The organism is Sulfitobacter sp. CW3 (genome assembly GCF_019392245.1).
In the GTDB taxonomy this organism is placed as follows: Bacteria; Pseudomonadota; Alphaproteobacteria; order Rhodobacterales; family Rhodobacteraceae; genus Sulfitobacter.
Genome location: NZ_JAHXRL010000002.1, coordinates 609,823 through 622,531 on the forward strand (window position 1 = coordinate 609,823; position 12,709 = coordinate 622,531).

The window sequence follows — 12,709 nt, forward strand, 5'->3', positions numbered from 1 at the left end:
ACGTTCTAATAATTGTCGCGGGGCGGAATCCCTGGTCTGGTGTCGCGGAATACTGTCGCCACAACGCTCAACCCGGATACTTGAAGATTGCACCGCTCCGTTTCGCGCTACCGGTGCCGCCTTCTGGCTCCGACGCAAGATGCTGAAGTCAGGCACTGACCAGCACTTTCATAGTCAGGCAGGTTTGGATCGTCGCATCGCTACAGGCTTGCTAATACCCACGATCACCTGACGGCTTCGCCTCCCACGCGGCCTCCACATCAAACGAACCTCTCGGGACATTGCTGCACAATGCCCTGCCAGTTTCATCCGATACTTTCGCCAGTCATAAATGTTTCATGAAACCGCAGCGTTGTTGATACGCCCCCCTCTCTAAGTTCAACGAAATTTAACTTGGAGTGTGCAATGAAACTCAAATCTCTTTTGCTGGGCGTCAGCCTTGCGGCTGTCTCGGCCTTTTCGGTCGCTGCGGAAACTTGGAAACTTGCTGTCACCGACGTTGAGGGCATGGAACGCCTGCAGCTGGAATGGGGCCTGTTCAAGGACGCGCTGGAAGCGTCCACTGGCGACACATTTGAATTCTATGCTGTGAATTCGCGCACAGCGGCAGCCGAAGCACTGCGCGGCAAAACAGTGGATTTCGTCGTCTCCGGCCCTGCGGAATATGTGGTCATCAACAAACTGACCAATGCGCGGCCACTGATCGGTCTGGGTCGCCCAGACTATCACTGCGCCATCATCGTGCGCGCCGACAGCGGCATCAACGTGCCAACCGACCTCAAGGGCAAGAAGGTGGCCTTTGGCGATATCGGTTCGACCTCCAACATGCTTTGCCCAATGCAGGTGCTGGCCGACCACGGTGTTGATCCCGTCAATGACATCGAGAAAACCCACACATCGCGCAACATCGCCCATGAAGCGCTGAAAAATGGCGATGTGGATGCTATCGGATCCAACGCGGGCAGCTGGTTGAGCGTGCGCAACAAAGAAACCGATCTGCCATATGGTTTCTTCAAGATGATCGCGCGTTCAGGGGACCTGCCCAACGACATGATCATGGTCGGTGCGCATGTGCCAACAGACGCGGGCAACGCCGTGCGCGATGCGATCCTTGAAAACAAGGACGCGGTCATCGCAGGCATCACCGCCCATGAAGAGAACGACAAATATGTCGGCATGGACCTCGTCGCGATTGAAGACAGCGCCTATGACTATGTCCGTTCGATGTATTCGAACGCCGGCTACCCTCAGTTCGATAACTTCATCGGTGACTGATCTTTCGCTGAAGGAAAGGACGGTCGCGCCAGCGCCGTCCAAGCCAACCGGGGCGGCTTTCGCCCCGGTTTCACCTGTTGATATCGAGGCGCGCGCCGTCTCTAAGAACTTTGCTGATACGCCGATCTTTTCGGACGTCAGTTTCCGCCTTGCGCGTGGCGAAGCGACGGCCTTGGTCGGTGCGAATGGTACCGGGAAATCAACCTTGCTGCGGTGCCTGATGGGATTGATCCCGACCACTGACGGCAGCGTGCATTTGCTGGGCCAACAGATAGATGCGGCCACGGGACGACAGATGCGCGGGCTTCGCGCACAAGTCGGTCTTGTGTCTCAGAAACACAATCTGGTGCCCCGGCTTTCGGTTCTGTCGAACGTTGTGCACGGCATGCTGGGCAAACATCCCGGCCTGCGCCACTGGAGCCATTCGCTGGCCCCGCAATCCTCCAGAGATGCGGCCATGCAGGCGCTTGAGCGTGTCGGCCTCGCTGATTATGCAAATAGGCGCGCGGATCGCTTGTCAGGCGGGCAATCACAACGTGTGGCCATTGCCCGCGCCATCGTGAGCGCGCCAAAAATTCTCTTTGCCGACGAGCCGTGCGCCTCGCTTGATCCAAGCGCCGGCGAAGATGTGATGGAGCTGTTTTTCCAGCTTGTCCGCGACGAAGACGTCACTGTGGTTTTCACCTCCCATAACATCGCGCATGCGCTGAAATATGGCGATCGGGTGCTGGGTCTTGCGCAGGGGCGGATCAAGCTTGATGCAACGTCTGCCTCGCTCGACACTGCTGATCTAAGAGGTCTTTATGATTGATATCGCCCCGCCGCGGTCCGGTCTGGTTCGTTTTGAACGGCCATCGGCTCTCAACTTTTTGGGTTACGCCTTGGGCCTCGTCGTCATTGTTTGGTGCCTCGCCGGTGCGGGGTTCTCACTCGATAAAGTGGCAAGCGCCCCGCCCCGCTTTGCCGATTTTGCCCAACGGGCCTTCCCGCCCAACCTCGAACCGCAAGTGCTTGCCCGGCTTGGTTGGAAGATGGTCGAGACCCTGCAAACCGCCGTCGCTGGCGCGGTGATCGGGGTGATCCTGTCCGTGCCAGTTGCGCTGCTGGCCGCCAAAGGACTGATCGCCGGGCCATGGGTGAACCAGATTGTGCGCACTGCGCTAAGCTTTATTCGCGCCGTGCCGGATATCGCCTGGGCGCTTGTGTTTGTTGTGGCTGTCGGTCTTGGGCCCTTTGCAGGCATGCTGGCCATCGTGATCGACACCATAGGGTTTTGCGGACGTTTCTTTGCCGACGATATGGAAGCAACCGACAAAGGCCCCGCCGAAAGCCTGACAGCGACAGGCGCGCGCAAACTTGATGTAGTGGCCTGCGCCACGATCCCCGGCAGCCTGCCTGCTTTCATTTCCACGTCGCTTTTTGCGTTGGAAAAAGCGGTGCGTTCGTCGACCATCCTGGGTCTTGTCGGCGCGGGCGGGATCGGGATCGAATTGAAAGTAGGTTTTGACCTGTTTGATTATCCCACTGCGATGACCGTGATCTTGATGATTGCGATTGTGGTCATCGGCATCGAACAGATTTCGGGCTGGGCCCGCACACGTATTATCGGAGAACAACGGTGAAGTCAGATACAGCCGATCAACACTGGAACGTTCAATGGAACACCATCGCGGCGGACAGCAAATGGCTGACGCCCGAACCAGATGTGCAAGACTGGGCCGCGGGCCTGACCAAAGGCGCGCGTATCCTTGATCTTGGGGCGGGTGTGGGCCGTCACGCGCTTTGGCTGGCCGCCCAAGGCTTTGACGTGGTCGCTTTGGATGCCGCTCGGGGCGGGCTGGCAGAGATCGACAAGGCCGGCGGTGTGGACACGGTTCTGGCCCGCATGGACGCGCTGCCCTTTGATGACCGCACGTTTGACCACGTGCTGAGCTGGAACGTCATCTATCATGGCGATGAAGACATCTTGCTGCGCACAATTGCCGGGATCCGCCGCGTGCTGAAGCCCTGCGGCAACTTTATGGGCACCATGCTGTCAAAGCGCCGCCTGCCCTATGAACAGGCCAAATACGATGGTCACGAGATTGGTCGCAACGCATGGGTGTTTGATGCGCCCGAAACGGATAAGATCCATCCACACTACTTTTGCACTGCGGCCGAGCTGTTGGCCCTGTTTTCAGGCTTTGAATGCTTACGGCTCGAGGACCGCGAACACGAAAAGCCGGGGTCTTGGCATTGGCATCTGACGATGGAAAAACTGGGGTCACAAACGTAAATGATTACCTTTGAAGGCGCGCAGGTTTATCTGCCGAACGAGATCGCGGAAACGACCGTGGCGGTCAGCAATGGCCAGATTGTCGAAATAGGCGGCCCCGCACAGGGCGAGGTGATCGACGCGCGCGGGTTGATCCTGGCCCCTGCCCTCGTCGACGTGCACGGAGATGCATTTGAGCGGCAATTGATGCCCCGTCCCGGTGTTTATTTCCCCACCGAAACCGCCTTGATCGACACCGACCGCCAGCTTGCGACCAATGGCATCGCCACGGCCTATCACGCCATCACACTGGGATGGGAGCCGGGCCTGCGCGATGTGGCGCGAGGCCGTGATCTGATGCAGGCCATGGTCGATCTGGCCCCTCGACTGACCGTTGAGAACCGTGTGCAGCTGCGGTGGGAAACCTTCGCCTTTGAGGCTTTGGACGTCATCAAATGGGCGCTTGGCGGGCCGCTCCTGCCCTCGGTTGCGTTCAACGACCACACCTCGATGACCATGCGGGCCTATGACGTGCAGATACAAGACCGCGCGTTTGAGCTGTCACCGGATTTCTCGATCGCGTCGCTCGACGATGACCGGATGAAAAAGCGCACAGCCTCCAAGGCGCATCGCGCAGGGCTGAGCGAGCAGGATTATATCGCCCTTTTGGCCCGCGTCTGGGATCGGCGCGCCAAGGTGCCGGCGGCCATCGCCGAGGTCGCGCAGATGGCCCGTGCTGCGGGTGCGCCCATGCTCAGCCATGATGACACAAGGGCCGAAACCCGCGCATATTTTCGCGATCTTGGCGCAGGGGTTGCCGAATTTCCGATGGTGATGGAAGCAGCCGAGGCCGCCCGCGCTGGCGGCGATCCGATCATCTTTGGCGCGCCCAATGCGGCGCGCGGTGGCAGCCACATCGGCTCTCTCGGGGCCGGAGATATGGTCGAGGCAGGACTGTGCGATGCGCTGGCCTCGGACTATTTCTATCCGGCGATGCTGGCCGCGATTGCCAGACTTGACGCAGAGCGGCGCGCAGACCGTTTGGCGCTTTGGTCACTGATCTCTGCAGGCCCTGCGCGCGCAATGAACTTGGACGACCGCGGCGAGATTTCCGTTGGTAAAAGAGCAGATTTGGTGCTGGTCGATTGGCCTGATGGGTCTGCTCCGGCTGTTCAAGGCACATGGGTTGCGGGGCGCTGTTCCTACCGTGGTATGCCCGCTGGATAAACCTGCCACGCCTTGACCGCGACGACCTCCCCGCCATCGGGCTCGGCGGCACCCAGATCATGGGCTGTGGCACCTTGATATAGGCCGATGCGGCGCTGTTGCCGGAAATGGCCAAAGACCTTGGGTTGACCCACTCAGAGGTCTTTGGCGTGTTGTCACTGGGGCTGTTTTCTAGTGCCGCACAGGACGACGAACCGTGGTGTCTCTATGTTGGGCTGGTCGCACCGCACCACCCGCTTGTGGCACCGCAGGAGTTTTATGATCTCTATCCGCTCGACAGCCTGCCGCCGGATAAATTGCGGCAGCGCGACGGTTACAAACAGCACCCGTGGCTGGAAAAGATGTCCCATGCGATGGTCGGGGAAGACGGCTGGCAGAACGAGGAAGAGCGCCGCAGCGCGATTGCCGCCTATTACGGGCTGACCAGTTATATGGACCACAACGTGGGCCGTATCGTCGACGCCCTGCGCGCCAGCGGCCAGTTTGATGACACCACGATCATCTACAGCAGCGACCACGGTGAGAACATTGGCGTGCGCGATTTGTGGGGCAAGATGAACATGTACGAGGAATCAGCGGCGATACCGTTGATCGTAGCCCCAGCGCCAAACGCAGCGTCCGCGCCGCGCGCGACATGTGCCACGACTGCCAGCCTGCTCGATATCTCTGAAACGATCCTGGATCATTTTGACGCCGATCTACCCGGTGACCGCCCGGGGCAGTCACTGTACGCTATGGCGCAAACAGACGATAACACCGATCGGGCTGTATTCAGCGAATATCATGCAATCGGGGCGGTGTCGGGCGCATTCATGCTCCGCAAGGGCCGCTGGAAACTGATCGAATATGTGGGGTTTGAGCCTGAAATGTTCGATTTGGACACCGATCCCGAGGAACTGACTGATTTGGCGCAAAACCCAGATTACGCTGACGTTCTGGCGATGTTGAAAGCCGAGATGCGACAGGTTTGCGATCTCGAGGCCGTCAATGCGATGGCGTTTGCGGATCAGGAAGAAATGATCAAAGCCTATGGCGGCAAGGAAATCGCCGCGACCATGGGCGCTCCGTCATCGACGCCGCCACCAAAAACCTGAGGGAGCATTGCCCCGGTCCCGCATATCGGGACTGACAAGACCCCTGTGACCCTTTGCGGGCGTTCTGCCGTGCTGCAACGCGCGTCTGCTAAAGCTTTAAACTACTGATCCGCCGCTCGCGTCAAACGTCCTTTTTAGGCGCTTTGCGTGAAACATTTGCACGCCCAAAATGATCTATCAGAAAATCCATAAACACGCGCACTTTGGCAGAGACGACATTGCTTTTCGGGTAAATCAGCCAGAGGGCGGGATTATTTGTTAACTCGTAATCGGGCAAAACTCGCACCAGCGATCCGTTCTCAAGCTCCTTTTGCACGGCCCAGAATGAATTGATCGATATCCCCGCGCCATTAAGCGTTGTTAGTTTCTGGGTCAGCCCATCGTTCAAGATCAGGTATTGGGCAGCGCGTTTTGGATCAAAAAGCGCCTGCATGCCGGCACTTGAGACCAGCGTTCTTGGCTCAAGGTCACTGAATGCAATCAATCGATGTTTCCCCAAATCCTCGGGGGTGTTCGGGGTGCCATAATGTTCAAGATAGGTCGGTGACGCGCATAAAATACGCCTATCATCAGCCAGCTTGCGCGCGGTCAGGCTGCTATCAGCAAGGACCGAGTTGCGCAGGGCAAGGTCGTAACTACCTTCGATAAGATCGAACTGCGTGTCGGATAGGTGCAAGTCGAGCCGAAGATCGGGATATTTGTCCATGAATACCGGCAGCAGGGGCGCGATGTAGAGCTGTGCGAATGTACTGGGCGCTGCGAAGCGCAATGTGCCGCTCACCTTGGTCCGGCCCTTACCAAGGGCGGCAAGGGCGGCTTCTTCCTGGGCGATCATTTCGCGCGCATAGGGCAGAAAGTCTTGCCCCTCCAAGGACAGAGATACCTTGCGGGTTGAACGGTGTAATAGATCCGCGCCGACAAGATGCTCTAACTTCGCGATGCGCGTGCTCGCGACAGCAGGGGCCATGCCGAGCGTACGGCCAGCGGCGCTGATGTTCAGTTTCTCGCAAGCAAGAACAAAAAGGCGGAGGGTTTGAGTGTCCATATCATTTACTTTTTCGGAATACTGAAATCAAATCTACCTTCTTTATATCAATTTTTGAAGTGATACCTGTTTTCATAAGATGAAAGCAGGAGCACGCGATGGCCCAGACCGCGACCGTAAATTACCACGTCCACAAGCCCGAGCGGCAGGCCTTTGAACTTGATGCTGGCGGGATCGTCGGCAACCTGATTTCACCCGAACTCGCGTCAACGCTGGTGCAGGTTCGTGATGTACGCGGCGCTACGGCCCACATGTCGTTCAACGCTGCTTCTGTCGGCTTCGCGACCTCTCCGACCGATGTTGTTTCCTTTGACGCCGGGCAGGACTGGCAGCAAAACTATGACAAAGAGCTGTCCGAACTGTTGACCACTGAAATCGGCGCGCAAGAGGTCATCATCTTTGACCATACTGTCCGTACCGACGATCCCGACGCCGACCGTAAACCGGCCCGCAATGTGCATAGCGATTACAGCGTGGATGGTGCCAACAAACGGCTGATCGATATTCTGGGCCAGGACAAAGCCGTCGAATGGTCCGATGGGCACTTTGCATTTATCAACCTGTGGCGGCCCATCGGCGCGGCGATCAATTCCGCCCCGCTGGGATTTATTCGCCCTTCCAGTGTTGCGGATCAGGATTGGGTTCTGCTTGACCTGATTTACCCAGACCGCACAGGCCAGATCATGGGGATCGCCGCGAACCCCGATCATGAATGGTTTTATATGTCCAAAATGACACCGGATGAGGTGGCGTTCTTCAACATCTTCGATAATCGCGGCCTGCCTTCAATCGCTCACAGCGCGCTTGATATGGTAGAAGACCCCAACATTCACACGGTCCGGCGCAGCATCGAAAGCCGTACATTGGTCCGCTACGCGGCCTAACCCACCCACATCGGACGACCCCTAAAGGATCACAAAATGACCAAGACAATTCTTATCACAGGCTCCACCGATGGCATCGGCCTGCTTACCGCTCAAACCCTCGCCGCTGAGGGGCACACCATCCTTCTGCATGGTCGCAACCCCGCCAAGTTGGAAGCCGCCGCGAAATCCGTCGGCGGGACGACCGAGCAATACATAGCCGATCTGTCGAAGATGGCGGAGGTGTACGCGCTGGCGACGGCCATTCGAGAAAAGCACAGCCAGATCGACGTGGTTATCAATAACGCGGGCATCCTAAAGGCACCGAGTACCGTGACCGAAGACGGCTATGATATCAGGTTTATGGTGAACACTTTTGCCCCCTACGCGCTGACCGTTGCCTTGCTGCCGATCATCGCCAAAGACGGGTGTGTCGTGAACCTGTGCTCCGCCGCACAAGCGCCGGTTAATCTGGATGCTTTGCGCGGACGCAAAAAGCTGGACGATATGGGCGCTTATACACAAAGCAAACTGGCTATCACAATCTGGTCCCGCGAGATGGCAAAGGAACTGCCGGATGGCCCTGTCATTGTGGCGGTTAACCCCGCGTCCCTGCTGGCCTCAAAGATGGTTAAAGAAGGTTTTGGTATCGCGGGTAACGATCTGAGCATCGGTGCGAACATTCTGCGCGAAGCCGCATTAGGCGCGTCCTTTGCCGATGCCAGCGGCAAGTATTTCGACAACGATAGCGGGCAATTCGCGCAACCCCATGCGGCGGCGCTTGATGCCGCTCACAGCGCCGAAGTGATGCAGGGGATCAAGGATGTGCTCGCCCCGCCGCGCTAAATTTACAAAGGTCCGCCCAACGACGGACCTTTGTTCTTTGGCTGTATGGTGATCATGTTCAGGGGCCGTGATACGCACGGCCCTTGTTATGCTGTCAGGCATATTGCACCCTATTATATCTAAAAACGGAAAACTGAACTTAATATTAGGTCAATTTACTACATTCCAGAATGCAATAATTAACACACATCACTCATTTTTAAGGATGTGCACAATGAAAGCCATGACCATCACCGCTTACGGCGAAAACGCAAAATTCGAAGCCGCCGACCTGCCGAAACCAACCCCAACACAGGGCCACGTCGTCGTGCGCATTGCGGCAAGCAGCGTGAACACAGTCGACACAATGATCCGCGCAATGGGCAGTGATCTGCCTTTGTCCCCTGCACTCCCCGCGGTTTTGGGCATGGATTTCGCTGGCGTTATTGAAGCTGTCGGCGAAGGTGTGACCGAATTTTCCGTAGGCGACGAAGTTTACGGCTGTGCGGGTGGCTTGGCCGATCTTCAGGGCGCATTGGCTGAATTCATGCTGGCCGATGCCAAACTGATTGCCCACAAGCCGAAATCCATCTCGATGCGCGAAGCTGCCGCTATGCCATTGGTTGGCATCACGGCCTATGAGGGTCTGGAACGTGCAGGCATTACAGCAGGTCAAAAGGTTCTGGTTCAGGGCGGCGCAGGTGGTGTTGGTCACCTTGCGCTGCAACTGGCCAAATACTTTGGCGCTGATGTCTATGGCACAGGCACGGGCGACAATCAGATCGATGTGATCAAAGGATACGGCGCGACGCCGATTGATTTCGCCGCTGAAAAGATCGCCGATTATGTAGCGAAATACACCGACGGCGCAGGGTTCGACCTGATCTTTGATACGGTTGGCGGTGCTAACATGACCAATTCATTCGAGGCCGCAGCGCTGAACGCCAATATCGCATCAACCGTGGGGTTGCTGGAACTTGACCTGTCACCTGCACATTTCAAAGGTCTGTCGCTGCATATCATCTTTATGCTGCTGCCAATGCTCAGCAACCAAGGGCGCGAAAAGCACGGCGCGATTTTGGCCAAGCTGGCAGAGATCGTAGACGCAGGCGCGCTGAAGCCCTTGTTGGATGACCAGACATTCGACCTTGATAACGTTGGCGGGGCATATGATCGCCTAACGAGCGGGCAGGCCATCGGCAAGGTAGTCGTTAACGTCTGATCACTACAGGATACCCAAACGTGTGGTTGCCGGGGAAATGCAAACCGGCAACCGCTCAGCGGGTCTTGAGCTTGAACCAGCCAGACGAAGAATAACGATCGAAACTAGGCATATGCGGGAGAACCAACGTGCAGACCCGCTGCCCCAGAAAAGGTTAACAAAAGGTTAATCACGAGTTGACACATCCGTGACTTTCCCCCACTAGTTGCACACCAAAGGTATTGCGCGAGGCGACCTGTGCCACTTGCGAAGATCAATGGAAGACTTCTCCACTTTATCCATATCCCCAAGACTGGTGGATCCGCTGTCTCGAGCTATCTCAGGGCAAAAGGGCCGATGGCGCTTTACAGTCGTGAGCGCGTGGACTGGTCAAAGTCGACGCCGCAACACATTGAGTTGGCAACACAGAATGTGCTCATACCGGATGGGTTTGCCGACCACAGCTTTGCAATTCTGCGCGACCCGTTCGACCGCCTGCTAAGCGAGTATCGCTACCGTGCCTTGCGGCGAAATCAGGTCGAATACCTTCCCGACAGCATCGGCCCCTCCGACAAGCTTACGGTGGAGTTTGATTGGGATGCTGCATTTCACGGCACCTTCGATGAATGGGTTAGGGAAATCTTTTCAGGCCAAGCCAGTGATCCGTATCTCTGCGACAATCACGTCAGGCCGCAAGCCGATTTCATCGGGAGTGCGGCAACCGTGTTTCTGTTCGAGGACGGCCTTGAGCAGGTTTTTAACTGGATTGACGATGTCACGGATACCGAGCGGGCCGCCGTCAAACTGGACCGTAATGCCAGCTCGCAGTTCGCCATCGAGATGCTTGATACCACCCGCAAGATGATCTCGACGTATTACCATGAGGACTTCTTGTTGATCGAAAAGGCCAAGGCCGCCCGCACTTCGATATTTGCGTCGCGTATCTAGGCTGCCGGCACCAGCGATGCGGTGCGGCTGTCATGCTGCACAGGAACCAAATCCAATTCGATCCAGAAAAGCGACCCTTCCCCCTCAACCGACCGAACGCCGATTTCACCGCCAAGCAGGTCCATCAGCTGCTTTGTGATGCTCAGACCCAGGCCGCTACTCTTGTTGCCAGCGGTGGTGCCGGGGTTGATCTGATGAAAGGGCGCAAAGATGTCATCCTGCCGGTCGGCTGGGATGCCGATACCGTGGTCGGTGACCTCGATCCGGGCCACCTGTTTGTTTCGTGTCACGCTGATTTCCACCACATCGCCAGAACCAGTGAACTTGGCCGCGTTAGAGATGAGATTGACCAGAACCTGCGTAACGCGCGCACTATCGGTCAACGTTATCATCTTATCATCCGTCGTCGTGATACGGTAACGAACACCAAGCTTTTCAGCGTAGACATGACAGCTTTCAACCGCCGTCGCGACAATTTCATTAAGGTCCGCGGGTTTACGCTCTATCGAGACTTTGCCTTCGCTCAGGGCTTGAGCGTCCAGAATGTCATTAACCAGCATCAGCAGGCGATCACCGTTGCGGCTGGCCACATCGAGCAACTTTAAGATGGATTCGTCTTTTACTGTATTACCAACCCGGACTTTCAACAGGGCAAGCCCACCAAGGATCGAGGTCAGAGGGGTGCGCAGTTCATGACTGACCACACTCATAAAGTTCATTTTCATCCGTGATGCCGATGTCGCCTCTTGAGCAAGCATACGCATTTCGTTCTCGGTGTTTTTGGCGACCTTAAGTTCGATCATGAGCAAAAACACGAAGAGGCCGAAAAGGGTCAGGATCGTCGCGCCGAGATATGCAACGGCACGCGAAAGAGACAGCATACCGGTTCTGAACTCGGCCATCGCGTCGTTCTTTGCATGCGCGAGGGCCAGCAAGAATTCTCTGAGCGCCTGATCAAAGCCGTCAAGCTCGGTTAGAATGGTCCCGGCCTGCTGGCCGCGCATCTCGTCGCTCAATCCTGACGCAGTAAGCCCCTGTATCCGAGGCTCAAGGGCCATGAATGTCGCCTCGAGGTCGGCCAGAACGCTCCGGTCTATCTGGAATTCTTCGAGCAGCCGCGACAGCTTGCCTTCCTTCAGGATATTGATCCGGCTCCAGGCAATATCAAAGCGTAGCGTCGCCGCTTCCGCAGGCTTGTTGCCGAGCGCCACCTCACCGAGGTCGCGCTCGAGTCGCAACAGTTCAAACTGCAACTGCGACCCGATCCAGAGAGGATCGCTCTGCTCAGCAGTCTGGACATTCCGGACCTCATTTCCCAGCTTGTAGATCACGCCGATGCCAAAAAACACGGCCCCCACAAACAACGCCAGGAACACAGCCCGGATTAACCTGCTCCGGTGGGTCACTCGACTGAGATGCTCTTGAGCTGCCATACTAACCGACCATTATAGACGTCATCCTGAAGTTCGGGGTTGTCGTCCATTGGATAGATGACCCAGATGGGTCCTTTTTCCCGCACCGACATCTCTTCGCCGTTGCGGAGCACCGCCAGAATAACGTCATAGGCGAAAGCATCCTCGGCGGGTACTTGAGAGGCAAAATCGTTAAGTGCGACCATTTTCAAGTTCGCATTTTGGTCGACATCCATCTTTTCGAGGACGAACCGCAGGCTCGGCCCTTGGAACGTTGTCAATTCGTCCACATAATCGTTTGTCGTAACGACGGTTGTCTGCGGCATCGCCAGCAATTCTTCGAGGGTATAGGTCGCTGAATTCTCGGAATTCGTGACTGTCAAAACCGTCTGCGCAAAACCAAAGCTCGGCAGCGCAAGCAGGGAGGCCGCGAGGGCGGCACGCATTGTTCTCTGAATATCCATTTTCGATCCTTATTAACTTGGTCTGTCGACCAAAACACTGGCACACGCTTATGGCTTTTTTCGGACAACTTCCGGAGTATCCACACTAACATATACAACAC

The 12,709-nt window shown here is 56.7% G+C and carries 14 protein-coding genes; 10 read left to right on the top strand and 4 right to left on the bottom strand.

Annotated elements, in window-relative coordinates:
* Positions 1-405 precede the first annotated feature (405 nt).
* Genes KZZ06_RS06370 through KZZ06_RS06390 form a run of 5 tightly spaced genes read left to right on the top strand, consistent with a single transcriptional unit; the run spans position 406 to position 4,756 of the window.
* Complete coding sequence (locus tag KZZ06_RS06370) at positions 406-1,275, top strand: PhnD/SsuA/transferrin family substrate-binding protein (protein ID WP_257884216.1); 870 nt, start codon at positions 406-408, stop codon at positions 1,273-1,275.
* On the top strand, positions 1,268-2,086 hold the full coding sequence (locus KZZ06_RS06375; protein WP_219579194.1) for a phosphonate ABC transporter ATP-binding protein: 819 nt from the start codon (positions 1,268-1,270) through the stop codon (positions 2,084-2,086). The genes KZZ06_RS06370 and KZZ06_RS06375 overlap by 8 nt, the downstream gene beginning before the upstream one ends.
* Positions 2,079-2,897, top strand: coding sequence for a phosphonate ABC transporter, permease protein PhnE (gene phnE / locus KZZ06_RS06380; RefSeq protein ID WP_219579195.1), 819 nt, complete (start codon positions 2,079-2,081; stop codon positions 2,895-2,897). The genes KZZ06_RS06375 and phnE overlap by 8 nt, the downstream gene beginning before the upstream one ends.
* Positions 2,894-3,550: a class I SAM-dependent methyltransferase gene (locus tag KZZ06_RS06385; protein WP_219579196.1), complete on the top strand. Its 657-nt coding sequence runs from the start codon at positions 2,894-2,896 to the stop codon at positions 3,548-3,550. Before phnE ends, KZZ06_RS06385 begins: the two co-directional genes overlap by 4 nt.
* Positions 3,551-4,756 (top strand): alpha-D-ribose 1-methylphosphonate 5-triphosphate diphosphatase, encoded by a 1,206-nt coding sequence (locus tag KZZ06_RS06390; RefSeq protein ID WP_219579197.1) that lies wholly within the window; start codon positions 3,551-3,553, stop codon positions 4,754-4,756.
* Here KZZ06_RS06390 and KZZ06_RS06395 read toward each other — a convergent pair.
* Positions 4,732-4,890, bottom strand: coding sequence for a hypothetical protein (locus KZZ06_RS06395; RefSeq protein ID WP_219579198.1), 159 nt, complete (start codon positions 4,888-4,890; stop codon positions 4,732-4,734). The two genes, KZZ06_RS06390 and KZZ06_RS06395, sit on opposite strands and share 25 nt — an antisense overlap.
* Between KZZ06_RS06395 and KZZ06_RS06400 the strand changes: the two genes are divergently transcribed.
* Entirely contained in the window at positions 4,882-5,850 is a 969-nt protein-coding gene (locus KZZ06_RS06400; RefSeq protein ID WP_219579199.1) for a sulfatase-like hydrolase/transferase, read from the top strand. The genes KZZ06_RS06395 and KZZ06_RS06400 overlap by 9 nt on opposite strands.
* 121 nt (positions 5,851-5,971) lie before the next feature.
* On the opposite strand, the gene KZZ06_RS06405 is transcribed toward KZZ06_RS06400, so the two are convergent.
* Entirely contained in the window at positions 5,972-6,895 is a 924-nt protein-coding gene (locus KZZ06_RS06405) for a LysR family transcriptional regulator (protein ID WP_219579200.1), read from the bottom strand.
* 98 nt (positions 6,896-6,993) lie between these two features.
* Here KZZ06_RS06405 and KZZ06_RS06410 point away from each other — a divergent pair, with 98 nt between their 5' ends.
* From KZZ06_RS06410 to KZZ06_RS06425, 4 genes are all read left to right on the top strand, one after another.
* The gene (locus tag KZZ06_RS06410; protein ID WP_219579201.1) at positions 6,994-7,779 is read left to right on the top strand and encodes a CmcJ/NvfI family oxidoreductase; all 786 of its coding nucleotides are present in this window, start codon (positions 6,994-6,996) and stop codon (positions 7,777-7,779) included.
* 36 nt (positions 7,780-7,815) lie between these two features.
* Complete coding sequence (locus tag KZZ06_RS06415; RefSeq protein WP_219579202.1) at positions 7,816-8,604, top strand: SDR family NAD(P)-dependent oxidoreductase; 789 nt, start codon at positions 7,816-7,818, stop codon at positions 8,602-8,604.
* Positions 8,605-8,818: 214 nt separating this feature from the next.
* Positions 8,819-9,805, top strand: a complete 987-nt coding sequence (locus tag KZZ06_RS06420) for a zinc-dependent alcohol dehydrogenase family protein (protein ID WP_219579203.1) — start codon at positions 8,819-8,821, stop codon at positions 9,803-9,805.
* A gap of 237 nt (positions 9,806-10,042) precedes the next feature.
* Positions 10,043-10,732, top strand: a complete 690-nt coding sequence (locus KZZ06_RS06425; protein WP_219579204.1) for a sulfotransferase family 2 domain-containing protein — start codon at positions 10,043-10,045, stop codon at positions 10,730-10,732.
* Here the strand turns inward: KZZ06_RS06425 and KZZ06_RS06430 are convergent.
* Both KZZ06_RS06430 and KZZ06_RS06435 read right to left on the bottom strand, forming a co-directional pair.
* Positions 10,729-12,165 carry a sensor histidine kinase KdpD gene (locus KZZ06_RS06430; RefSeq protein WP_219579205.1) on the bottom strand — a complete coding sequence of 479 codons (1,437 nt, stop codon included), beginning with the start codon at positions 12,163-12,165 and terminating at the stop codon, positions 10,729-10,731. The genes KZZ06_RS06425 and KZZ06_RS06430 overlap by 4 nt on opposite strands.
* Positions 12,135-12,608 carry a molybdopterin-dependent oxidoreductase gene (locus KZZ06_RS06435; protein ID WP_219579206.1) on the bottom strand — a complete coding sequence of 158 codons (474 nt, stop codon included), beginning with the start codon at positions 12,606-12,608 and terminating at the stop codon, positions 12,135-12,137. Before KZZ06_RS06435 ends, KZZ06_RS06430 begins: the two co-directional genes overlap by 31 nt.
* Positions 12,609-12,709 lie beyond the last annotated feature (101 nt).